Source organism: Aeromonas sp. S5(2024) (assembly GCF_041403025.1).
Classification (GTDB): domain Bacteria; phylum Pseudomonadota; class Gammaproteobacteria; order Enterobacterales; family Aeromonadaceae; genus Aeromonas; species Aeromonas hydrophila.
The window spans coordinates 243,922-265,708 of sequence record NZ_JBGLRI010000005.1 but is presented as its reverse complement, the minus strand read 5'-3'; the positions used below and the strand labels follow the sequence as shown (position 1 = coordinate 265,708).

The window sequence follows — 21,787 nt, the reverse complement described above, 5'->3', positions numbered from 1 at the left end:
TCAGGTCACTTCAAATTGCCATAACGGGTGACGATGGCGCTGACGATGTCGCTGTCGGCAGCCAGGCCGGTGATGCGGGCCAGAGCCTGGGCCGGGCCCAGCTCCGCCAGCAGCTGTTGCAGCTCAACCGCCTGCGGGTCATCGGCGTTGCGATAGTGCAGCGCCGCGGCGATCCCCTCCTGCAGGTGATCGCTCGGCAGGCCGTACTCCAGGGTGCCGAGCAGTGGCTTCACCAGCCGATCCCCCGCCGCCAGCTTGCGCAGCGGTTGACGGCCGACCCGGTCAATCTCGTCCACCAGATAGGGGTTGGCGAAGCGGGCCAGGATCTTCTCGATGTAGGCGGCGTGCAGGCGCGGGTCGAAACCGTAGCGTTGCACCAGCACGGCGCCGCTCTCCTCCATGGCGCGGCGCACCTTGCTGCGGATCAGCGGATCCTCGATCGCCTCGCGGATGGTGCGATAGCCCCTCAGCTTGCCGAGGTAGGCGGTGACGATGTGGCCGGTGTTGAGGGTGAACAGCTTGCGCTCGACGAAGGCCATCAGGTTGTCGGTGGGTTCCATGCCCGCCACCTGCGGCAGCTCGCCCTTGAACTGGGTCTGGTCGACGATCCACTCGCTGAAACTCTCCACCGTCACTTCCAGCGGATCATCGTTGGCCGCCGCAGGCGGGACGATGCGGTCCACCGCCGAGTCGACGAAGCCGATGCAGGCGTCGAGGGTGGCATGATACGCGACCGGCAGGTACTTGAGTACCTCCTGCTTGAGATGGCTGGTGCCGCGCACCATGTTTTCGCAGGCGATGACGTTGAGGGGCGTCAGGTTGCCGGCATCGAAGCGGGCCTGCAGCCCCTTGGCCAGGGTGCTGGCAATCTTGTCCAGAATGTGGGGGCCGACCGCGGTGGTGACCAGATCGGCGGTGATGATGCGGGCGATCACCTCGTGGCCGGCGGAGCTCACCGCCGCCACGTTGCGTACCACGTCCAGCTTCTGATCCGCCCCCACCACGTGCACCTTGTACTCCTGGCGGTGGTTGAGCTGGTCGATCAGGGTCTCGTTGACGTCGGCGAAAGTGACCTGATGGCTGGCGTCAGCCAGCAGTTTTCCAATGAAGCCGCGACCGATGTTGCCGGCACCAAAATGCAATGTTTTCATGATATTAACCTCTTGAACCAAAGACGATGAAGGACGATCAGGCAGCCTGTTCGGCACCCAGCAGATCCAGGAATTCCTGGGGATCCTGGGTGCTGGCCAGCCGGTCGATGAGGCCGGGTTCGTCCAGTGCATTGGTCAGGCGGGTTATCACCTGCATGTGTTCGTCGTTGCGGGCGGCGATGCCGATCACCAGCCGCGCCACTTCATCGGCCGCCTCGCCAAAGGCGACCCCGGCCGGGTATTGGCAGATGACGATGCCGGTGCGCTTCACAAACTCCTTGGCGGCGATGGTGCCGTGCGGCACGGCGATGGATTCGCCGAGGTAGGTGGAGACCAGCTGTTCGCGCTCCAGCATGGCGTTGACGTAGTCGGGCGCCACGTAGCCCCGCTCCGCCAGCAGCTTGCCGGCAGCCCGGATGGCGGCCTCCTTGTTGTCGGCCTTGAGTCCCAGGTGCACGTCATGACGGCTCAGGGTGAACACTTCGGCGGCCTGCGGCTCGTAGCTGTCGTCGTTGGCGGCCACCAGCAGTTGCGGGTTGGCGACGTCATCGTTGGCGGCCTGGGTCAGGCTCTGTACCAGCTCCTGATAGAGACCGTTGTCGAGGAAGTTGGTGAGCGAGATGTGGTGGGCGTGCGGCGCGTGGCGACGGGCCCGCTCGGTCAGATCCTTGTGGGTGATGACCCAGTCCACCTGATCGTCGAGCTGATCGATGGCGCGGTTGGTTACGCTGATGTCGAGGCCGGCGGCCTGCACCCGCTTGCGCAGCAGGCCGGCGCCCATGGCGCTGGAGCCCATGCCCGCATCGCAGGCGACCACTATGTTGCGCACCGCCATCAGTTCGCCGCCCGGCTTCTTGGCCGCTGCGGTCTCGGGCTTGGCACCCTTCATGGCTTTCATCTTGCGGGTAGCTTCACCGAGGGCATCGGCCTCGTCGGCTTCCGGCTGCTGGGCACGCACGAACACGGCGGCGACCAGGAAGGAGACGGTGGTGGAGGCGACGATGGAGAGCAGCACCCCGATGAGGGAGGCTTTCGGCGTCATCAACAGCACGGCGAAGATGGAACCCGGTGAGGCGGGGGAGACCAGACCTGCGTTGAACAGGGTCAGGGTGAACACCCCGGTCATGCCGCCGGCGATTACCGCCAGGATGAGGCGCGGGTTCATCAGCACGTACGGGAAGTAGATCTCGTGGATGCCGCCGAAGAAGTGAATGATGGAGGCACCGGCAGCGGACTGCTTGGCGGCGCCGCGACCGAATACCATGTAGGCCAGCAGCACGCCCATGCCCGGGCCCGGGTTCGCTTCGATCAGGAAGAAGATGGAGCGGCCGTGCTCGGTGGCCTGCTGGATCCCCAGCGGTGAGAAGATGCCGTGGTTGATGGCGTTGTTGAGGAACAGGATCTTGGCCGGCTCAACGAAGATGGAGGTGAGCGGCAGCAGGTTGTTGTCCACCAGGAAGCCGACACCACCGGCCAGTACGCCGGAGAGCACCTTGACGAAGGGGCCGATCACGAAGAAGGCGAGGATCGCCAGCAGCATGCCGATGAGGCCGGCGGAGAAGTTGTTGACCAGCATCTCGAAGCCGCTCTTGACGCGACCTTCCATCGCCTTGTCGAAACGCTTGATGGCCCAGCCACCGAGCGGGCCGACCATCATGGCGCCCATGAACATGGGAATGTCGGTCCCCACGATGACGCCCATGGTTGTGATGGCACCGACCACGCCGCCGCGCTCACCGCCCATCAGCTTGCCGCCGGTATAGCCAATCAGCAGCGGCAGCAGGTAGGTGATCATGGGACCGACCAGCTTGGCCAAGGTTTCGCTCGGCAGCCAGCCGGTGGGGATGAAGAGGGCGGTAATAAAGCCCCAGGCGATGAAGGCGCCTATGTTGGGCATGACCATATTGGACAGGAAGCGTCCAAAATTCTGTATCTTGACTTTGGTATCCGGTGATAACATGTCGGGACCCCGTTTTAAGCCTGTTTGATTAAAAGTGGTAGTCGGGCTGGCCGGTTTTGCCGAACCGCCATCCCTGTCGTCTAAGCAACTTCAATCTACCAGCTTGTGATCAAATTAGGCTGAAAACGGGGTGTCTTGTGACGCAGCTCTCAAATACCCCGACCACCCCCCTCCCTTCATAGTGATGTCGATCACATTCACTCTCTGTATTTCGGCTACATTTCGATCTTTTCTGCCACCAGCATCGTTTTTATGTGATGTGAATCACCTTCTGTTGTTTGCGCAAACCCGATGTCAATGTGATCCATTTCTCATTTCTATTATTTGTATTCAATTGGAGCAATTCGCCTGACCTGAAAAGTGAGGGTGTTGACGATGAATTGCTTGAATACACATTCAAATAACCAATGAATCAATTATTTTGTAACCCACTTTCAGTTTTTCATGATCTCCTTCAGCCGCAGAGCCGACGCATCAGCCACTCCAGCGGGCCTCGCTCGAAGCGCTGACTCCAGAGATTGGCAAACAGCAGCGCCGCCAGGGCGAAGAGGGTGGCGGCCAGCACCACCTCGGGCAGATCCTGCCCCTGCAGCCAGCCAATCGCCTCCAGTATCCCCATGCCGAACATGATGTGGGCCAGATAGAGGGTCAGGGTCTGCCGGCCGACCGGCAGCCACACTCGCCACCAGCGGGCCTCGGGCAGGACGCGTCCCAGCCAGAGGCAGAGGGCGATCAGGGTACTGGCCGCACCCATGCCGAACAGCAGGTAGAGCGGCGCCGGGGGAATGGGCTGGGTCGCCAGCAGCGGCGCCAGCTCGGGGGCCGGCAAGAGGGTCGGCAACCAGAGCGACAGCCCCTTGGCCAGCGCCATGGCACTCACCCCGCCGGCCAGCAGCCAGCGCTGGGTGACCGGATTGGCCAGAGACTGACGGCTCAGCCAGAGTCCGTAGAGCAGAAAGCCCAGCCAGGGCACCACCGGGTGCCAGCCGTTGAACAGCAGATTGCGGATGAAGCCGGCCAGGGTCCAGAACTCGGGATAGCTGAAGCTGTGCCACTGCCAGCCCCGATCGTAATCGAGCAGGAACAGCAGGCCGACGAAGCTTGCCGCCAGCAGCGGGATCAGGGCCAGCAGCCAGGGGGAGGGAAGCCGGAGACAGCAGGCCCCCAGCAGAAAGTAGACGGCGTAGTAGTGGATGATGTCGGCCGGAAACACCAGGTAGTTGAGCAGCCCCACGATCAGCAGGAACAGGGCCCGCCTGGCGGTGTGGCTCATGGCCGCCGACCACGCCAGCTTGCGGGTCGACAGCCCCAGCCCGATGCCGGCCAGCACCACGAAGCTGGCGGCGGAGCGCCCTTCCAGTGCATCCAGCAGGGGCTTGAGCCAGGTCGGCCCCCCCGCCAACACCCCCATGGCGATGCGAAAATTCACCAGCACCATGCCGATAAGCGCCATGGCACGGGCCAGATCCAGTCCTTCCAGTCGATTGTGCGGGGTCGTCATGGTGGTGACTCCTTGGGGTGATCAGCGGGCCGGACCCAGCAGCAAGTCCAGCAGGGACGGCAACCTTTGTTCCACCGGTGCCTGCTGTGGATGCAGGGCCAGGGCGTGGCGCACCGCCTGCCCCTCCAGTGCGTCCAGCAGCAGCTGGGCGGTGAGATCCGGTTGCAGGTGTGCAGCCAGCTCCCCCGCCTGCTGGCCACGGCGCACCGCCGCCGCCAGGGTATCGCACAGCTGGCGCTGGTTGCTGGCGAAGGTGGCTGCCATCTCGGGGTGACGGGTCAGCTCGGCCAGGATCTCGGTGCCGAGCAGCAGGTTCTCCGGGGTCAGCGACCAGGCGAGGTAGCCGGCGGCGAAGCGGGCCAGCGCCGCCCGGGCCGGCCCCTGGACCAGCTCATCCAGCAGGGGTTGCAGCTCGGCCGCCTCCAGCGAGGCGATCAGGGCGATCAGTTCCTCCTTGCGGGCGAAGTGGTTGTAGAGGTTGCCGAGGCTCACCCCGGCGGCGGCGGCGATGTCGCGCATGCCGGTCTGGTGGAAGCCTCGCTCGATAAAGCAGCCGAGCGCCGCCTGGATGATCTGCTCGCGCCGCTGCTCCAGCCGCAGGTTGTTGGTGGTCATGGGGATGCCTCGTGCCTGAAAACTCAATATGAGCGAACGTTCGTTCATTTGTGGATTCACTCTATGCTCGTAACAAGCAACTGGCAAGCCCGGGACGTACAAAAAATGATCGCTGGACTCGGCGGGCGGCATGGTCCAATAAAAAAGCCCGCAGGGTGCGGGCTTTTTACAAGGTGGGGAAGCCTGGCTTATTCGGCCTTGGGGGCCTCGTCGGCAGGCGCAGCATCGGCCTCGCTGGTGGGGGCGACCGGCGCCGGGCCCGGCACCAGCTCCACCGCCGGCTTGGCGATGAGGGAGCGGGTCTCTTCCACCGCTTCGGTCAGCTTGACCTCGATGATCTGGCCGAGCTCGTAGACCACCTCGGTCTTGTCCAGATAGACGCGGCCGTTGTCCCAGTTGCACTCCAGCCGATCCTTGTTGTCGAGGATATGGCGGGCGGGCATGAACACCACGGCACCGTTCTCGCGCAGACGCAGCTTGAGGCCGGCGCGCATCACGTCGATGATCTCGGCGTTGAACACCTTGTCGGTGCCGGCATCGGCCTTGAGGTAGCGGACATAGAGCCAGTCGCCGATGTCGCGCTCCACCATGCGGTGCAGGCGGCGGCAGGCGGTCAGGTGCTCGGTGAGCTCCAGGCTCGGGCGCTCACCCGGGGTCTTGCCGGCGATGACGGCTTTCAGCAGGCGATGGTTGACCATGTCGCCGTACTTGCGGATCGGTGAGGTCCAGGTGGCGTAGGCATCCAGCCCCAGGCCGTAGTGGGCGCCCGGCTCGGCGGACATCAGCGCATAGCTCTGGAAGCGGCGGATCTTGCCGTCCAGCCAGCGGGTGTCCAGGTTGTCGATCCAGCGGCGCAGGGCGCAGAAGCCAGAGAGGCTGGCGATCTCTTCCTTCTCGAACGGGGCCTCGGCGCTTTTCAGCAGATCGATGGCGCCGTCGAGGGACTCTTCGTCAAAGCCGGTGTGGACGTTGAAGATGCCGTAGCCGACCTGCTTGCCGAGCACGCGGCCGGCACAGATGTTGGCGGCGATCATCGACTCTTCCACCATGCGGTTGGCGATGCGGCGCGGCTCGACGTGAATGGCCAGCACTTCGCCGTTCTCGCCCAGCTCGAAATCGTAGTCGGGACGATCCGGGAACACCAGGGCGTGCTCGGTACGCCAGGCGATGCGCGCCTCGGTCATCGCCTTCATCAGCGGCAGCTGGGCCAGCACGCCGGCGTCGATATCCAGCTGTTTGCCGTGTTCGGCCCAGTCGGAGACGTCGTCATAGGTGAGACGGGCGTGGGAGCTGATGCGGGCGGCGAAGAACTCGGTCTCTTCCAGCAGCAGGCCATCCTCGGCGATGAGCAGACGGGCGCACAGGGTGTTGCGCTCCTCGCCCTCTTTCAGGGAGCAGAGCTCGTCGGAGAGGGTGCGCGGGATCATCGGCACGTTGCGGCCCGGCATGTAGACGGTGAAGGCGCGCTGGGCGGCTTCCTGGTCCAGCTCGCTGCCCTCGGCCACGTAGGCGGTCGGGTCGGCGATGGCCACCAGCAGCTCCCAGCCGTTGTCCAGCTTGCGGATGGCCAGGGCATCGTCCATGTCCTTGGTCTTGGCGCCGTCGATGGTGAAGAAGGGGGTCGCGGTCAGATCGGTGCGCGGCAGCTCTTCCTCTTCGATCACCTTCCACTCCGGCAGATCCGCCGGCTCGACCTGGGCCAGGTTGTGGCGCGCCAGCACCACCCACCAGGGCACGTTGTGATCTTCCTGCGAGGCGATCTTCTGGGTGATCTCGGCAGAGAAGTTGCCGTCCACCAGGGCGTGACGCTTGAGGGTGGCAACCACCCAGTCCCCTTCCTTGAACTCTTTCTCGTCCAGCCCCTTCTTGACGCGGGCCTTGATGGCGTCCTTGATCAGCGGGTGATCGGCGACCACGTTGAGACGGTCGCGGAACATCTTGACGCGGGCCACGAAGCGGGTCACCGCCTGCTCCAGCAGGGCATCCGGCTCGGCCACTTCCTTCTCTTTCTCGGTACGGATCAGGGCGCTCACCCGGTCACCGTGCATCACCTTCTTCATGTAGGGAGGCGGCACGAAATAGCTGGTCTTCTCATCGACCTCCAGGAAGCCGAAGCCCCGATCGGAGGCGCGGATCACACCCTCTTTCTTGGGGATGTTTTCGCGGATTTGTTGCTTGAGCTGGGCCAGCAGCGGATTGTCTTGGAACATAAGTGAGGAACCTGAAGTGGAAAACCTGGGTGGAGACCTGATGAAGGATCGCCCAGCACTATACGTTTTTACCCCTCCAAAGCCAAGGTGAATGGCCGGTTCAGCCGGGTTGCAGTGCCCGGCGACCCTGCTCGATCAGGCGCTGGGATATCTGTTTGTGCAGCCCCCGTTCCAGCACCCAGCGGTGCCAGTAGAGCCGCTCGACCAGATGCTGGTCCGGGCCGAGATCGAGCAGGCTGCCCTCCGCCAGCTGGCGGCGGATCTGCAATTCCGGGATCAGGCAGCAGGCCAGTCCCTGTTCGGCCATGGCGACGAAGGCCTCGGACGAGCGCACCGTGTGGCAGGGGTAGCCGCCGGGCTCCAGCCCGAAGTGGCGGGCCATGTAGCTGACGTGCATGTCGTCGCGCTGATCGAAGGCCACCGCCGGCGCCTTGGCCAGCGCCGCCAGGGTCAGCCCCTGCGGGAAGTGGCGGGCGACGAAGGCGGGGCTGGCGGTGAGCAGGTAGCGCATCTCGCCGAGCTCGTCGACGCAGCAGCCGGCCAGCGGCTGGCCGTGCAGGCTGACGGCGCCGAACGCCTGCCCCTCGCGCACCCGATCCAGGGTGCGGCTCTCGTCATCCACCAGCAAATTCAGCTCGATGGGGTGCTGTTCCAGCAGCGGGGCCAGAGCGGGTAGAAACCAGGTAGCCAGGCTGTCGGCGTTGACGGCGATGCTGACCCGGATCGGCGCCTGCGGCTCGGTGGGGGAGAGTTCGCCGGCCAGTTCCAGCTCCAGCTGGCGCACCTGACGGTAGTGGGCCAGCAGCTTCTGACCGAGCGCGGTGGCCTGCAGCGGCTGGCCGCGGATCAGCAGCGGCTCGGCAAACTGCTGCTCCAGCTGCTTGATGCGCTGGGAGATGGCGGACTGGGTGATGTGCAGACGCTGGGCGGCCCGCTCGAAGTTCTGCTCCTGCATCACCGCATCCAGCGCCAGCAGCAGCTTGTAATCCAACGCCTTCATCAGCATGCCTTATCAACAGAGGGAATTGAGAAGGGATGCTACTCAAGTGGTGGCGGGAGAACAACCGAGGATCGCTGAAAATGTCGGCAGACCAGGCGTGACAAGGGCTGTGGGGTCAAAGCGGATTTGTCACTGTGAGATGTGACAGTGGTGGTCAAAAGGTATTCAGGAGATACTCTTTTGCGTCCGTTTTTGCATGGGGTGGAAACGGGCCATAGCGAGAACTTTTAATCCCGGGTCTTACCCCGGGATTTTTTTGCGTCGTCTTTATTCGGTGACCAGTTCGCGCGCTTCGTCATAGGCACCCTGCAGGGGCTGGCCGACGGCACGGGCGAAACGCTCATCCAGATGGAAGCGGATCCCGACCCCGCGCACGGCCCCCAGATCCACCGCCTGGCGGTGACCGAGCCGTTCGATGGGCAGGCCGAGACGGCGGAAGATCCGCTCTACCGGCAGGCTGACCACGGCAACCAGCTCGCGGATCCCCTGCGCCTTGGCGAAGGCATAGACCTCGCGGAAGATGATGCAGGTCAGTTCGCTGATGCCGTTGCCGAGCCGGGGCGCCCGTTCGGCATCGATGGCGAGGCGGGTCAGCTCCCACACGTCGTTGCTGCGCGGCGGGGCTTCACCGGCGAGGGCGGTAGGGAAGATGCTGGGCAGCATGTAATCCTTGGCACAGCTGAGCAGACGGATGCAGCCGCACAGGCCTTCCTCGTCTTCGATCAGCACCCAGTGGGTGTCAGGGGTATCGAAACTGTCCTGCTCCAGACCACGGTGGGATTCCACATCCCAGCCGAGGCGATCGGAGAAGACGCGATTGCGAAAGCGATAAAGCTCGTTTTCTACCTCCCATCTGGGGTGTTCTTTTAATTTTCCTTTGAAAACAAGCATTCAGATGTCTCCATTTCAGTGTTCGGCGCTATAATCGAGGCCCTGGCCAGGGGGGCTAGCATATGAAACAAGACCAACTGCTTGAGTACCTCGAACATTTCACTTCGGTAACGGACGGGGATCGTTTGGCCGAGTTGATCGGTCGGTTCACGCTCGGTATGGGTTACGACTACTACCGGTTTGCGCTGATCATTCCCATGTCGATGCAAAGACCCAAGGTGGTGCTGTTCAACCAGTGCCCAGACTCCTGGGTGCAGGCCTACACGGCCAACCATATGCTGGCCTGTGATCCCATCATTCAATTGGCCCGCAAGCAGACCTTGCCCATTTACTGGAACCGGCTGGATGAGCGGGCGCGTTTTCTGCAAGAGGGCAGTCTTGACGTGATGGGGTTGGCGGCGGAGTTTGGGCTGCGCAACGGAATTTCGTTCCCGTTGCACGGTGCGGCAGGGGAGAACGGCATACTGTCGTTCATCACCGCCGAGCGGGCATCGAGCGATCTGCTGCTGGAGTCCTCGCCCATCCTCTCCTGGATGTCCAACTACATCTTCGAGGCGGCGATCCGGATTGTGCGGGTCAGTCTGCGGGAAGATGACCCTCAGGAGGCCCTGACTGACCGGGAGACCGAATGCCTGTTCTGGGCCAGTGAAGGGAAAACGTCGGGTGAAATCGCCTGCATCCTGGGGATCACGGAGCGAACCGTGAACTACCACCTCAATCAGGTCACCCGTAAAACGGGGTCGATGAATCGCTACCAGGCCATCGCCAAGGGGGTGAGCAGTGGCATTTTGCTGCCCAATCTCGAGCAGGTCGTGGTCACCAACTTCCCCAAGCTGATGCAATAAAACCCGATGATTCTCGGGGCAGAGTGATTGGCTAACAATTGTCAGATCCTGCAATTGACAGTCATGGCCTAATGGCGGCCCTTCTGCCCCGAAGGGGTTATGCCTGTCCTGCAGTCATTAGCAAAACCAATGGCTCAGCAGATCAATGAATTTCTCTAAATAGAACCGCCCCCTTTATAGTGCCGTCCAATCACTCTGCTGGACGGTTCATCCATGTTTGCTACCACCCTGCAAGGCTTCACCCTCGGCCTTGCCATGATCATTCCCATCGGTGCCCAGAATGCCTTCGTGCTGAGTCGGGGCATCCACCGCAACCACCATCTGCTGACGGCGACCCTCTGCTGCCTGTGCGATCTCGTGCTGATCGGCATCGGGGTGTTTGGCGGGGCCAACCTGCTGGCGGCCAGCCCGATCGGACTGGCCCTGCTGACCTGGGGCGGCGTGCTGTTTCTTGGCTGGTTTGGTATCCGTTCCCTGCGCAGTGCCTGGCGCGGGCAGGGAGCCAAGCTTGCGGACTCTCCCCAGTTGATGGGGGTCAAGAGCGTGCTGGCCATGACCCTCGGGGTGACCCTGCTCAACCCCCACGTCTACCTGGATACCCTGATGCTGCTCGGCTCCTTCGGCAGCCAGTTTGCCGAAGAGTTGCGGCCTGCCTTTGCGGCGGGGGCCATGCTGGCCTCGCTGGTCTGGTTCTACAGCCTGGCGTTCGGGGCGGCCGCTCTCTCGCCCTGGCTTGCTCGCGGCAGGGTTCAGCAAGCTATTGATACTATTGTTGGTTTCATCATGCTGGGGCTGGCGTTGCAGCTGGCGAGCGGGGCTTTGCTGGCGTCATAAGGCTATTTTTGTGCCGCACCTCATAAAAATTAATCCCGGCTTCATGCGCTGACATATTCGTCTGTTAAATTCCCGTCGCTGGTAAAGCGACACTCATAATAAAAGGGACAAGACAGTGAATAAAACCATGAAGCTGGGTGCTATTGCAGCCATCGTGCTGTTATCTGCCTGTAGCAATGAAAACGACAGCAAGGCGCAACCGGGTGAGGTTGCCCTGCGTCTGATCCAGACCTCCGATATCCACTCCAACGTGCTGGGCTACGACTACTACCAGAACAAGGAAGATCGCAAGTTTGGCCTCTCCCGCACCGCGCTGCTGATCCGCGCGGCCCGCGCCGAAAACCCCAACAACCTGCTGCTCGACAACGGCGACCTGATCCAGGGCACGCCGCTGGCTGACTACATCTTCGAGCAGTCCGGTGCCGGGTACCTCGACAAGCAGGCCCACCCGGTGTTCAAGGCGATGAACGAGCTCGGCTACGATGCCGGCAACCTGGGCAACCACGAATTCAACTACGGGCTGGATTACCTTACCAAGACCCTGCAGGGAGCCAAGTTCCCCTATGTGAACGCCAACGTGTTCGAGGCGGGCGCCTTCAAGCGCGATGCCAAGGGGCAAATAGACTGGAACGGCAACAAGTTCACCCCCTACCTGCTGCTGGAGCGCAAGGTGAAGGATGACAAGGGCCAGCTGCAGACCGTCAAGGTCGGCATCCTGGGGCTGACTCCGCCGCAGGTGCTGCAGTGGGACAAGCGCCATCTGGAAGGCAAGGTGGTGGTGGCCGACATGGTCGAGACCGCCAACCACTATGTGCCCGAGCTGCGCGCCAAGGGCGCCGATATCGTGGTGGTGGTAGCCCACACCGGCATCAATGCCAGCAGCTACGAGGCCATGATGGAGAACTCCGCCTGGCACCTGGCCAAGGTGAAGGGGGTGGATGCCCTGATGCTGGGCCATGCCCACAAGAACTTCCCGGGTGACTTCCCGGATCTGCCGGAGGTGGACAACAAGGCCGGCACCCTGAGCGGTATTCCGACCGTGATGCCGGGTTACTGGGGCAACCACCTCGGCATCATCGACCTCAAGCTGGAACAGGTGGACGGCAAGTGGCAGGTGAAACAGAGCCAGGCCAGCCTGCGCAAGATCGACTCCAGCGAGGGCAGTGCGGTGGATCAACGGGTGGTAGACCTGGTACAGGCCGATCACGACGCCACCAACCAGTGGCTGGACGAGCCGCTCGGCAAGATCACCTCCTCCATCCACAGCTTCTTCGCCCTGGTGCAGGATGACCCTTCGGTACAGCTGGTGAGCGATGCCCAGCGCAAGCATGCCGAGCAGCTGCAAAAAGACGGCCTGCTCAAGGAGTCCTACCCCATCCTATCGGTGGCGGCCCCGTTCCGTGGCGGTCGCAACGGCATCAATGACTTCACCTACGTGGCTCAGGGTGACATCTCCCTGCGCAACGTCTCTGACCTCTACATCTATCCGAACACCCTGCAGGTGGTCGAGGTGAACGGGGCCACCGTCAAGGAGTGGCTGGAGATGAGTGCCGGTCAGTTCAACCAGATCGACATCGGAAAGACCGAGGTGCAGTGGCTGGTGAACGAGAAGTTCCCCACCTACAACTTCGACGTGATCGACGGGGTCAACTACGAGGTGGATATCACCCAGCCGGCCCGTTACAACAAGGAAGGGGCCAAGGTCAGCGACGGCCAGCGCATCAGCAGCCTCACCTTCAACGGCCAGCCCATCGATCCGGCCCAGAAGTTCTACGTGGTGACCAACAACTACCGCGCCAGCGGCGGCGGCCACTTCCCGGGCATCGACGGCAGCAACATAGTGCATGAAGATCCCTTCGAGACGCGCGAAATCATCGCCCAGTACCTGAAGGCCCAGTCTGCTGACAACCCGGCCGGCTTCAGCCCGGCGGCCAACAACAACTGGCACATGAAGGCCCTGCCGGCCAACGTGGACGTGCGGCTCTACTCCTCGCCTCGCGAGGAGGCCAAACAGCTGGCCGGTGCGGATCTGGAGTACAAGTCCACCCTGCCGATGGATGATGCCCAGCACCCTGGCTACGCCATCTTCCGGCTGATCCGTCAGTAATTCCCGGCCGACATGGCAGTAAAAAAAGCCCTCGCACTGCGAGGGCTTTTTCATGGGCGGAGGGCTTAGTTGACCACGGCCACGTTGATGGTGCCGTTGCCCTGGGTCATGCGTACCCGGGCGCCCGGTACGAAGGTGGGGCTGGCCTTTTGCACCACCACGATGGATTCGCCGTTCTCTTTCTTGATCTCGAGTTCGACGCCATCCACCTGGTTGAGCTTGTCACCGGCCGCCTTGCCCGCTGCCGCACCCGCGATGGCGCCACCGGCTGCGGCGATGTCGCTGCCGCGCCCGCCGCCAATGGTGCTGCCGAGCAGGCCGCCGACCACGGCGCCGCCGATGGTGCCGATCAGCGAGTTCTCATCGGCCTGGATCTTGACCGGGCGGGTGGAGAGGATGGTGCCGTAGCTGACGGTCTGCACCTGCTTGGCGCGATCCTTGGTGTAGACGTCACCGGAGTAGACGTCGCTGTTGGCACAGCCGCTGAGGGTGGTGGCGGTGGTGGTGGCCAACAGGGCGATGAGGGTAATGCGTTTCAACATGATGGGCCTCCTGGGCTGGCATCTAATCTGGTTTGTTCGGTCAGTGATTCAACTCTACGCCAACCGGATTGAGCATGAAACCAGCAAAGTGTAACCAATTATAAGGCCCGGGCCCGGCAAACCCCGTCACCGCCGGCTCAGTCGAGCCGTTTTTCCAGCAGCAGGCGATCCTCGCCCGGGCCGAAATAGTCGCGCTCCTCGGCCAGTTGCTGATAACCGAGTCGAAAGTAGAGGCGCTGGGCCGGATTGGCCGGATCCACCGTCAGTCTGACCCGCTCGATCCCCAGTGTCAGCAGTGACTGCTCCACCTGCAGCATCATGCGCTCGGCCAGTCCGAAGCCGCGCGCCTCCGGCAGTACCGCCAAGGAGAGCAGCCAGCCCTGCGACCGATCCTGTCCCAGTCCACCCAGGGCATAGCCCAGCAGCTTGCCGCCCAGCTCGGCCACCAGCAGCAGCTCGGGCCACAGATCCATGGCCTGGCGGAAGAAGAAGCCGGGATAGACATCCTCCCCGAATACATTGACGTCGATCTGCCAGATGGCGTGCATGTCGGTGTGGCGCGCCACTCTCAAAACGGGGGGCTGGTGCATCCGGGCTCCTGTGGTGTCGTACGTGCTGCCGGGCGGCAGTCAAAAAGGAGCCACAGGGTAGTGGGCCCGCCGGACTGATGCAAGCGGGTCTGGGGCGCTGAGCGGTAGGGCGGCCCCGACTCAGGGCGGCAGGGGACGGCTGCCCGGTCGTTTGGGGGCCTTGCGGCGGCTGTCCAGCAGGTGGCGCAGGGCCAGCCAGGGGTGATGCCACAGCATGCGCGGGCCGCTCCACTTCATCACCAGCTGGATCTGTTTGCGCATGGCCGGGGCATAGCAGTGGATGTGGCAGTTGGCACAGGTGGGCTTGTGGCCGTGACCATAGCGGCAGCGGCGCAGCCGCTGGTGGGCGAACTCCTGCAACTGCTGGCAGTGGCGGCAGGCGGGGTCCTGATGATGGTGGTCGCAGTAGAGGCGGATCATGGCGCTGACCGTCTGCTGCTCCCGCTTGAGCCTGGGATGCACGGGCGCCTTGTCGGCACGGGCCGGGCGCGTGGGGTGGGAGTGATGGGTCGTCATGCAGGGCATTGTCCGGACCTGGGGCGACGGGGTCTTGATACAGGTCAAACCGGCGGGCAAAAAAACAGGGCCCGCGGGCCCTGTTTCATCAGACAAGCAGAGTTGTCTGCACTTAGATGAGGCTGGTCGCCTGCTCCAGCCAGGCGAGATCCTCGCCTTCCAGCAGCGGGCTCAGGCGGCGGTAGACCTCGGCGTGATACTCGTTGATCCAGCGGAACTCGGCCGGGCTCAGCAGGCTGCGATCGATGAGGCGGGTATCGAACGGTACATAGGTCAGCCGCTCGAAGCCCAGCATCGGCAGCTCGCCGATCTGCTCCTGCTCGGTGACCACCACCAGGTTCTCGCAACGGATGCCGAAGGCATCTTCCCGGTAGTAGCCAGGTTCGTTGGAGAGCACCATGCCCGGCTGCAGGGCCACCAGGCTGCCCTTGGGGGCGATGCGCTGCGGGCCTTCGTGCACGCTGAGGAAGTGGCCGACGCCGTGGCCGGTGCCGTGGTCGTAGTTGTAACCGGCCTGCCACAGCGGCTGGCGGGCCAGCACGTCGAGCTGGATGCCGGCGGTGCCGCGCGGGAAGCGGGCCTGATCCAGTGCGATGTGGCCCTGCAGTACCCGGGTGAACATCGCCTTGTGCTCGTCGGTCAGTTCACCCACCTTGATGGTGCGGGTGATATCGGTGGTGCCGTCCAGATACTGGGCGCCGGAGTCCACCAGATAGATGCTGTCCTGGCCAAAGGTGCGCGGGATGCCGTTGGTGTGGCGGTAGTGGCACATGGCGGCGTTGGGGCCGAGCGCCGAGATGGTGTCGAAGCTCGGCTCGACATAGTGCTCCTGCTCGCGGCGGAAGGCTTCCAGCTGGTCGGCCAGGGTACCTTCATCCACCCCGTCGAACTCGCCGCTGGCGATCAGTCGATCCAGCCAGGCCAGGAAGCGGGTGACGGCGACGCCGTCGCGCAGATGGGCGGCGCGCATGCCGGCCAGCTCCACCTCGTTCTTGCACGCCTTCGGCAGCATGGTCGGGTCCTGACCGGCCACCAGGATGGCGCCCGCCTCTTCCATGACCAGCTGGGTCCAGGCGTTGGCGGTGTTGGGATCGGCCAGTACCTTCTGCTGATCTTCGCCGATGCGCTGCAGCACGTCACCCAGCTTGTCGATGGGGTAGACGGAGACATCCTGCCCCACGTGCTGGCTGAAGGCGAAGCAGTCGATCTTGTCGGTGTCGACGAAGAAATCCATGGTGGCGTTGGCGTAGAGCACCGCGAAGCCGAGTACCACCGGCAGCCGCTCCACGTCGCGACCACGCAGGTTGAGCAGCCAGTTGATGGGCTCGGCCTGGGTCAGCAGCACCGCATCCAGACCGCGCTTGCGCAGATCGCTGGCCAGCATCTCGCGCTTGGCTTGGCTGGACTGGCCCGCCAGCGCCTCGCTGTAGAGGATGGCCGGGTTCTTGGTGGGGGCGGGGCGATCGCTCCAGTGCAGATCGATGGGGTTCTGCTCCACGCGCACCAGCTCGATGCCGCGCTCGGTCAGTACCGCCTTGGCATTGTGATACCAGGCCAGGCTGTGCAGGCGGGCGTCGAAGCCGACCCGGGCGCCGGACGGCAGCTGATCCGCCAGCCACTGCACATGGGGATCTTCCACCAGATGGAGAAACTCGAAGAGCTCGGCCGGTGCCTGCATGCGGGCCTGCACCGTGTAACGACCGTCGATGAACAGGGCCGCCCGCTGCGCCAGGATGATGGCGAGGCCGGCGGAGCCGTTGAAACCCGTGATCCAGTCCAGCCGCTCGGCGTAGGCGGGAATGTACTCCCCCAGGTGCTCGTCGTCGTGAGGGACGATGAAGGCGTCCAGCTCCATCATGGCCAGTTCGGCCCTGACCTGGGCGACGCGGGTTTCAATAATCTCGAAATGATTCATGTCGTTAATGCCAGATTGTTGTGATGTGAGTGTTCAGTGGTTGTGGCCGCTGTCCAGGATCCGCTTGATGGACTGGCCGGCCGCCTCGATATGTTGCTTGAGCAGAACCACCGCCTCGTGCTTGCGGCGGGCGCGGCACAGCTCCAGCAGCTGGGCGTGCTCGCGTTCTGCCTTGTCGACGCCATCGCTGGCGAACAGCAGCTCGAAGCGCACATAGCGGTCACAGCTCAGATTGATCTGGGCGATCAGCTCCAGTGCCTGGGGGCGGCCGGCGGCCTGATAGAGGGTGGCGTGAAAACTGTGGTTCAGTTCGGCCCAGCGTTCGATCTGGGTGCCCGACTCGAGGGCCTGGTCGAACTGGGCGAGGATCGCCTGCGCCCGGGCGAAGGTCTCCTCCGTCATCAGGTCGACGGCGTGGAACAGGGTATCGGCTTCCAGCAGGGCTCGCAAATAAAAGAGCTCCTCGATGGCCGCTGCATCCAGCATGGTGACCACGGCGCCGCGGTGGGCCTCGAACTTCACCAGCCCCTGCGCTTCCAGCTGCATCAGGGCTTCGCGCACCGGAATACGGCTCACCGCCAGCTCCTTGGCGATGGCGTCCTGACGCAGGGGGGCGCCGGCGGGAAACTCACCGCGCAGGATCCGGCCACGGAGGTTTTCCATCACCATTTGGGTACGGGTCTTGTAGGGTGGGGTCATGATCGGGTCACAGGGGAATCGTTACAAAATTGTATATTGTATAAAGTTGGGCTGAATCTAACGCGCAAGGGCCCACAAGGCAAGGTTTGGCAGGAGTCAAACGCCGCGCTCTGCTCAAAAAAATACCGGCCAGCTGGGCTGACCGGTATGAGATTGGCAGTAAACGGGTCTGGCTGTTACAGCTGCGGGCCTGCCGCGACCAGACGCTTGCCCTCTTCATTGTCGGTGAAGCGCTCGAAGTTCTTGATAAAGCGTCCTGCCAGGTCAACCGCCTTGGCGTCCCACTCGGCCTTGTTGGCGTAAGTGTCGCGCGGGTCGAGGATCGCCGGGTTCACGTCGTGCAGGGCGGTCGGCACTTCCAGATTGAAGATCGGCAGCACCTTGGTCTCGGCCTTCTCGATGGAACCATCCAGGATGGCGTCGATGATGGCGCGGGTGTCCTTGATGGAGATGCGCTTGCCGGTGCCGTTCCAGCCGGTGTTGACCAGGTAGGCTTCCGCGCCGGCGGCTTCCATCCGTTTCACCAGCTCCTGACCGTACTTGGTCGGGTGCAGGGAGAGGAAGGCTGCGCCGAAGCAGGAGGAGAAGGTCGGGGTCGGCTCTGTGATGCCGCGCTCGGTACCGGCCAGCTTGGCGGTGAAGCCAGACAGGAAGTGGTACTTGGTCTGCTCCTTGGTCAGCTTGGAGACCGGGGGCAGCACGCCGAAGGCGTCGGCAGTCAGGAAGATCACCTTGTTGGCGTGACCCGCCTTGGAGACCGGCTTGACGATGTTCTCGATGTGATAGATGGGGTAGGAGACCCGGGTGTTCTCGGTCTTGGAGCCATCGTCGAAGTCGATGGTGCCGTCGGCCGCCACGGTCACGTTCTCCAGCAGCGCATCGCGACGGATGGCGTTGTAGATGTCCGGCTCGGCTTCCTTGGAGAGCTTGATGGTCTTGGCGTAGCAGCCGCCTTCGAAGTTGAACACGCCATCGTCGTCCCAGCCGTGCTCGTCATCGCCGATCAGCTGACGCTTGGGATCGGTGGAGAGGGTGGTCTTGCCGGTACCGGAGAGGCCGAAGAAGATGGCCACGTCACCGTCCTGACCCACGTTGGCGGAGCAGTGCATGGAGGCGATGCCGCGCAGGGGCAGGAAGTAGTTCATCATGGAGAACATCCCCTTCTTCATCTCGCCACCGTACCAGGTGCCGCCGATGAGCTGGATCTTCTCGGTCAGGTTGAAGGCGACGAAGTTCTCGGAGTTGAGACCCTGCTCCTTCCAGTTCGGGTTGGTGCACTTGGCACCGTTCATCACCACGAAGTCCGGTTTGAAGGTTTTCAGCTCTTCATCGCTCGGGCGAATGAACATGTTTTTCACGAAGTGCGCCTGCCAGGCCACCTCGGTGATGATGCGCACGGCCAAGCGGGTGTCCGGGTTGGCACCGCAGAAGCCGTCGACCACGAACAGGCGCTTGCCGGAGAGCTGTTTGGTCACCAGGGATTTCAGATGTGACCACACTTCCGGGGTGATGGCTTTGTTATCGTTTTTACCCTGGTCAGACCACCACACAGTATTCTGGGTAGTGGCGTCTTTGACGATATATTTATCTTTAGGGGAGCGGCCGGTGAAGATGCCGGTATTGACATTGACGGCGCCCAGTTCGGTCACCACGCCGCGCTCGAACCCTTCCAGGTCGGCACGTGTCTCTTCCGCGAACAGCTGGTCGTAGGAAGGGTTGCGCAGGATTTCAGTGGAGTTCTTGATACCGTACTGGTCCAGTCCTAATTGCTTGGCCAGGGTGGGTTCTGCCACGATTGTCATTGTATTCTCCTGGGTTCAGAGGTTGGTAGGGTTCTATCTGGCGTTCATCCTATCACTTAGGTGGTAGAGTTTAGCGATCGCCATCAAACTTTATAAAATAGGGTATTTTTTTGTTATTTAAGTTAAAGGCGGGTTTTGCCCGCCTTCAATTAGTGTAACTTGTTTGCATCATTACCGGGAGCCCTGCTGAACAGGGTTTCGACGTCGATCCCATCAAATTGGTACTGGGCGCCGCAATAATCACAGTGCATGTCGATCTTGCCGAGCTCCTGCACCATCTCCATCACCTCTTCCTTCTCTATCTGCAGCAGAGCCCCTTCGCAACGGGCGCGGGAGCAGGTGCAGCGGAACTCGACCGCCTGCGGATCGAACACCCGCACCTTGTCTTGGTGGTAGAGGCGGTAGAGGATCTCTTCCGCTTCCAGTCCGAACAGCTCTTCATCCTTGATGGTGCTGGTGAGCTGGGTCAGGTGCTCGAAATCGTCGCTGTGATCCTCGCTCTGGGCAGGCAGCTCCTGCAGCAGGATGCCGGCGGCGCGCGGCTCACCCTGGTGGTAGCCGGTACGGATCCACAGCTTGGTCGCCAGCTGTTCGGACTGGGCGAAGTAGTGCTCCAGGCAGCCAGCCAGGGTGTCGGCGTCCAGCGCTATGATGCCCTGATAGCGTTCACCCTGCTCCGGGGTGATGGTGATGACCAGCTGGCCTTCCCCGATCAGGCTCTGCAGCTTGTCGTCGCTCGGCAGTTCCCCTTCATAGCGGGCCACGCCACGCAGCTGCTGGTTGTTGTCGCCGTTGATGACGGCCAGCCGTACCGGGCCGTTGCCCTGCAGCTGCACCGTGATGGAGCCTTCGAACTTGAGGGTGGCGGTCAGCAGGCTGGTGGCGACCAGCAGTTCACCCAGCAGTTTTTGCACCTGTACCGGGTAGTTCTGGGCCTCAACCACGTGGCGGTAGGTGTGGTCCAGCTGGACCAGCTCGCCCCGGACTTCGTACTCTTCGAACAGATAGCGATACAGGAGATCTTGGTTACTCATCATGCATTCCTGGGTTCTTCGGTGGGGTAAATAGATAAAAACATTAATAAACAGCTGGTTAGGAACTTATTCCGGCAACTGTCGTCATAAAAGGGCCATCTTGGCGGGTCAATATTGCTTGACCTTGATCAGCTGGCGCCGCTCCTGCTTGTCGGGGCGACGCTCGGGGCTTGGCGCAAACTGGCTGTTGAAGCGGCGTGCCTCGCTGTTTTCAGCCCGCTTTTTCAGGCTGGCCTCGGTCTCTTCATAGAGCTGCTGGGCCAGCGGGGCGGACTTGCGCTGCTCGCTCACCTCGAGTACCCGCACTTCCCGTTCGTCCTGGCCCTGCCAGCAGCGAATGAGGGCGCCGACCTCGACATGCTTGCCCGGTTTGCTGCGCTGGCCGTTGTAATGCACCTTGCCCCCTTCAATCTGGTCGCGGGCCAGGCTGCGGGTCTTGTAAAAACGCGCCGCCCACAACCACTTGTCGAGACGGACCAGGGCTGGGGTTTCTGCGGGGTTCGGCATGAATCGACTCCGGAATGGCTGAAAGGGGTGCCTGATTATACCAGAGGCGGGCCCCGGGATAGAAACAGGGGGGCTGATGGTGTGACGGAATGTCAATTTTCGCAGCTTCATCCCATCCGGTCGGTTGTCTCTGGGTCCATTGCCGTACACAATAGCCAACCGATTTGGATGCCAGAAAATATTGATAAACATGACGCTACCGTTCAGGGATGACTTGTTGAGCTCCCTTCTGGCCCGTTGTAAAACCGTGCCACTCTCCCGATTTAGCCAGCCTCTGTTCTGGCTTCTGCTGCTGTTGCTGGCCCACCAGTGTGCCGGTCTCACCTGGCGTCTGCTGGATCTCGGCAGCCGGCCCGTCAGCCAGTCCTGGCAACCGTCGGTGGTCGCCAATCAGAGCCAGGGTACAAACCGGCTCGACCTGAGCGGCGTCAGCCGGCTGGCACTGTTTGGCAAGGCCAAACAGCAGGCCCAGGCGGCCGATGTTGTCGCAGCCGATGCTCCCAAGACCCAGCTCAATGCCCAGCTCAACGGCGTGCTGGCGAGCTCGGATCCCGCCAAATCCATCGCCATCATCGCCCACAACGGGCTGCAGAACTCCTACGGCATCGGTGATCTCATCGATGGTACCCAGGCCAAGATCCGCCAGGTGTTCCCGGATCGGGTCATCATCGAGCGGGACGGCCGTGACGAGACCCTGATGCTGGACGGGGAGGAGTACGGCAAGCCGCTGCCCAAGCCGGGCAACCAGGACGGCAAGCTCTCCTCGGTACGCAACGAGCTGATGGGCAACCCCGGCAAGATCACCGATTACCTCAATATTTCCCCGGTCCGGGTCGATGGTCGCATGGTCGGCTATCGCCTCAATCCGGGCAGCAATCCGGAACTGTTCAATCAACTGGGGCTGGTCGCCAACGACATGGCGGTCAGCATCAATGGGCTGGATCTGCGGGATAACGCTCAGGCCATGCAGGCGATGCAGCAGGTGGCTGGCGCAACGGAAATGACCGTCACCGTCGAGCGGCAAGGACAGCTCTACGACGTTTATGTCGGCTTGTCAGAATAATGATT

General features: G+C 62.5%; 19 protein-coding genes. 4 read left to right on the top strand and 15 right to left on the bottom strand.

The window, feature by feature from the left end; genetic code table 11:
- Window positions 1-5: 5 nt before the first annotated feature.
- The 7 genes from ACB032_RS13090 to ACB032_RS13060 form a co-directional block, all read right to left on the bottom strand.
- Window positions 6-1,151, bottom strand: coding sequence for a mannitol-1-phosphate 5-dehydrogenase (locus tag ACB032_RS13090; RefSeq protein WP_371138064.1), 1,146 nt, complete (start codon window positions 1,149-1,151; stop codon window positions 6-8).
- A 37-nt stretch (window positions 1,152-1,188) separates the two neighbouring features.
- Window positions 1,189-3,111 carry a PTS mannitol transporter subunit IICBA gene (locus ACB032_RS13085; protein WP_016349321.1) on the bottom strand — a complete coding sequence of 641 codons (1,923 nt, stop codon included), beginning with the start codon at window positions 3,109-3,111 and terminating at the stop codon, window positions 1,189-1,191.
- 454 nt (window positions 3,112-3,565) lie between these two features.
- On the bottom strand, window positions 3,566-4,612 hold the full coding sequence (locus ACB032_RS13080; protein WP_371138063.1) for a DUF418 domain-containing protein: 1,047 nt from the start codon (window positions 4,610-4,612) through the stop codon (window positions 3,566-3,568).
- 21 nt (window positions 4,613-4,633) lie between these two features.
- The gene (locus ACB032_RS13075; RefSeq protein WP_371138062.1) at window positions 4,634-5,227 is read right to left on the bottom strand and encodes a TetR/AcrR family transcriptional regulator; all 594 of its coding nucleotides are present in this window, start codon (window positions 5,225-5,227) and stop codon (window positions 4,634-4,636) included.
- A 188-nt stretch (window positions 5,228-5,415) separates the two neighbouring features.
- Window positions 5,416-7,437 (bottom strand): exoribonuclease II, encoded by a 2,022-nt coding sequence (locus ACB032_RS13070; RefSeq protein ID WP_371138061.1) that lies wholly within the window; start codon window positions 7,435-7,437, stop codon window positions 5,416-5,418.
- Window positions 7,438-7,537: 100 nt separating this feature from the next.
- Window positions 7,538-8,437, bottom strand: a complete 900-nt coding sequence (locus ACB032_RS13065; protein WP_371138060.1) for a LysR family transcriptional regulator ArgP — start codon at window positions 8,435-8,437, stop codon at window positions 7,538-7,540.
- 267 nt (window positions 8,438-8,704) lie between these two features.
- On the bottom strand, window positions 8,705-9,328 hold the full coding sequence (locus ACB032_RS13060; RefSeq protein WP_043125540.1) for an acyl-homoserine-lactone synthase: 624 nt from the start codon (window positions 9,326-9,328) through the stop codon (window positions 8,705-8,707).
- Between the two features lie 62 nt (window positions 9,329-9,390).
- Between ACB032_RS13060 and ACB032_RS13055 the strand changes: the two genes are divergently transcribed.
- The 3 genes from ACB032_RS13055 (at window position 9,391) to ACB032_RS13045 (ending at window position 13,114) form a co-directional block, all read left to right on the top strand.
- On the top strand, window positions 9,391-10,173 hold the full coding sequence (locus ACB032_RS13055) for a LuxR family transcriptional regulator (RefSeq protein WP_005315931.1): 783 nt from the start codon (window positions 9,391-9,393) through the stop codon (window positions 10,171-10,173).
- A gap of 213 nt (window positions 10,174-10,386) precedes the next feature.
- Complete coding sequence (gene lysE, locus ACB032_RS13050) at window positions 10,387-11,007, top strand: L-lysine exporter (protein WP_011704530.1); 621 nt, start codon at window positions 10,387-10,389, stop codon at window positions 11,005-11,007.
- Between the two features lie 127 nt (window positions 11,008-11,134).
- Window positions 11,135-13,114 (top strand): bifunctional 2',3'-cyclic-nucleotide 2'-phosphodiesterase/3'-nucleotidase, encoded by a 1,980-nt coding sequence (locus ACB032_RS13045; protein WP_371138071.1) that lies wholly within the window; start codon window positions 11,135-11,137, stop codon window positions 13,112-13,114.
- Window positions 13,115-13,179: 65 nt separating this feature from the next.
- On the opposite strand, the gene ACB032_RS13040 is transcribed toward ACB032_RS13045, so the two are convergent.
- From ACB032_RS13040 to hslR, 8 genes are all read right to left on the bottom strand, one after another.
- On the bottom strand, window positions 13,180-13,656 hold the full coding sequence (locus tag ACB032_RS13040; RefSeq protein WP_005308463.1) for a glycine zipper 2TM domain-containing protein: 477 nt from the start codon (window positions 13,654-13,656) through the stop codon (window positions 13,180-13,182).
- 137 nt (window positions 13,657-13,793) lie between these two features.
- A complete protein-coding gene (locus ACB032_RS13035; RefSeq protein WP_371138059.1) occupies window positions 13,794-14,246 on the bottom strand; it encodes a GNAT family N-acetyltransferase in 453 nt (150 codons plus the stop codon).
- 120 nt (window positions 14,247-14,366) lie between these two features.
- Entirely contained in the window at window positions 14,367-14,762 is a 396-nt protein-coding gene (locus tag ACB032_RS13030) for a nitrous oxide-stimulated promoter family protein (protein WP_026141154.1), read from the bottom strand.
- Window positions 14,763-14,874: 112 nt separating this feature from the next.
- A complete protein-coding gene (locus tag ACB032_RS13025; protein WP_371138058.1) occupies window positions 14,875-16,677 on the bottom strand; it encodes an aminopeptidase P family protein in 1,803 nt (600 codons plus the stop codon).
- 33 nt (window positions 16,678-16,710) lie between these two features.
- Entirely contained in the window at window positions 16,711-17,376 is a 666-nt protein-coding gene (locus ACB032_RS13020; RefSeq protein ID WP_011704535.1) for a GntR family transcriptional regulator, read from the bottom strand.
- A 176-nt stretch (window positions 17,377-17,552) separates the two neighbouring features.
- A complete protein-coding gene (gene pckA, locus ACB032_RS13015; RefSeq protein WP_045790733.1) occupies window positions 17,553-19,178 on the bottom strand; it encodes a phosphoenolpyruvate carboxykinase (ATP) in 1,626 nt (541 codons plus the stop codon).
- Window positions 19,179-19,327: 149 nt separating this feature from the next.
- Complete coding sequence (gene hslO, locus ACB032_RS13010; RefSeq protein ID WP_024943636.1) at window positions 19,328-20,212, bottom strand: Hsp33 family molecular chaperone HslO; 885 nt, start codon at window positions 20,210-20,212, stop codon at window positions 19,328-19,330.
- A 108-nt stretch (window positions 20,213-20,320) separates the two neighbouring features.
- Complete coding sequence (hslR, locus tag ACB032_RS13005) at window positions 20,321-20,719, bottom strand: ribosome-associated heat shock protein Hsp15 (RefSeq protein ID WP_016349333.1); 399 nt, start codon at window positions 20,717-20,719, stop codon at window positions 20,321-20,323.
- A gap of 214 nt (window positions 20,720-20,933) precedes the next feature.
- Between hslR and exeC the strand changes: the two genes are divergently transcribed.
- On the top strand, window positions 20,934-21,782 hold the full coding sequence (exeC, locus tag ACB032_RS13000; RefSeq protein ID WP_301270965.1) for a GspC family type II secretion system variant ExeC: 849 nt from the start codon (window positions 20,934-20,936) through the stop codon (window positions 21,780-21,782).
- Window positions 21,783-21,787: the final 5 nt, after the last annotated feature.

Excerpts from the sequence above, each read along its gene's own strand:
- hslO (WP_024943636.1), bottom strand. The coding sequence starts at position 20,212 with ATGAGTAACCAAGATCTCCTGTATCGCTATCTGTTCGAAGAGTACGAA.
- ACB032_RS13040 (WP_005308463.1), bottom strand. The coding sequence starts at position 13,656 with ATGTTGAAACGCATTACCCTCATCGCCCTGTTGGCCACCACCACCGCC.
- ACB032_RS13030 (WP_026141154.1), bottom strand. The coding sequence starts at position 14,762 with ATGACGACCCATCACTCCCACCCCACGCGCCCGGCCCGTGCCGACAAG.
- ACB032_RS13060 (WP_043125540.1), bottom strand. The coding sequence starts at position 9,328 with ATGCTTGTTTTCAAAGGAAAATTAAAAGAACACCCCAGATGGGAGGTA.
- ACB032_RS13065 (WP_371138060.1), bottom strand. The coding sequence starts at position 8,437 with ATGAAGGCGTTGGATTACAAGCTGCTGCTGGCGCTGGATGCGGTGATG.
- ACB032_RS13085 (WP_016349321.1), bottom strand. The coding sequence starts at position 3,111 with ATGTTATCACCGGATACCAAAGTCAAGATACAGAATTTTGGACGCTTC.
- ACB032_RS13045 (WP_371138071.1), top strand. The coding sequence starts at position 11,135 with ATGAAGCTGGGTGCTATTGCAGCCATCGTGCTGTTATCTGCCTGTAGC.
- ACB032_RS13080 (WP_371138063.1), bottom strand. The coding sequence starts at position 4,612 with ATGACGACCCCGCACAATCGACTGGAAGGACTGGATCTGGCCCGTGCC.
- ACB032_RS13035 (WP_371138059.1), bottom strand. The coding sequence starts at position 14,246 with ATGCACCAGCCCCCCGTTTTGAGAGTGGCGCGCCACACCGACATGCAC.
- lysE (WP_011704530.1), top strand. The coding sequence starts at position 10,387 with ATGTTTGCTACCACCCTGCAAGGCTTCACCCTCGGCCTTGCCATGATC.
- ACB032_RS13070 (WP_371138061.1), bottom strand. The coding sequence starts at position 7,437 with ATGTTCCAAGACAATCCGCTGCTGGCCCAGCTCAAGCAACAAATCCGC.
- ACB032_RS13025 (WP_371138058.1), bottom strand. The coding sequence starts at position 16,677 with ATGAATCATTTCGAGATTATTGAAACCCGCGTCGCCCAGGTCAGGGCC.
- ACB032_RS13075 (WP_371138062.1), bottom strand. The coding sequence starts at position 5,227 with ATGACCACCAACAACCTGCGGCTGGAGCAGCGGCGCGAGCAGATCATC.
- ACB032_RS13020 (WP_011704535.1), bottom strand. The coding sequence starts at position 17,376 with ATGACCCCACCCTACAAGACCCGTACCCAAATGGTGATGGAAAACCTC.
- ACB032_RS13090 (WP_371138064.1), bottom strand. The coding sequence starts at position 1,151 with ATGAAAACATTGCATTTTGGTGCCGGCAACATCGGTCGCGGCTTCATT.
- hslR (WP_016349333.1), bottom strand. The coding sequence starts at position 20,719 with ATGCCGAACCCCGCAGAAACCCCAGCCCTGGTCCGTCTCGACAAGTGG.
- ACB032_RS13055 (WP_005315931.1), top strand. The coding sequence starts at position 9,391 with ATGAAACAAGACCAACTGCTTGAGTACCTCGAACATTTCACTTCGGTA.
- pckA (WP_045790733.1), bottom strand. The coding sequence starts at position 19,178 with ATGACAATCGTGGCAGAACCCACCCTGGCCAAGCAATTAGGACTGGAC.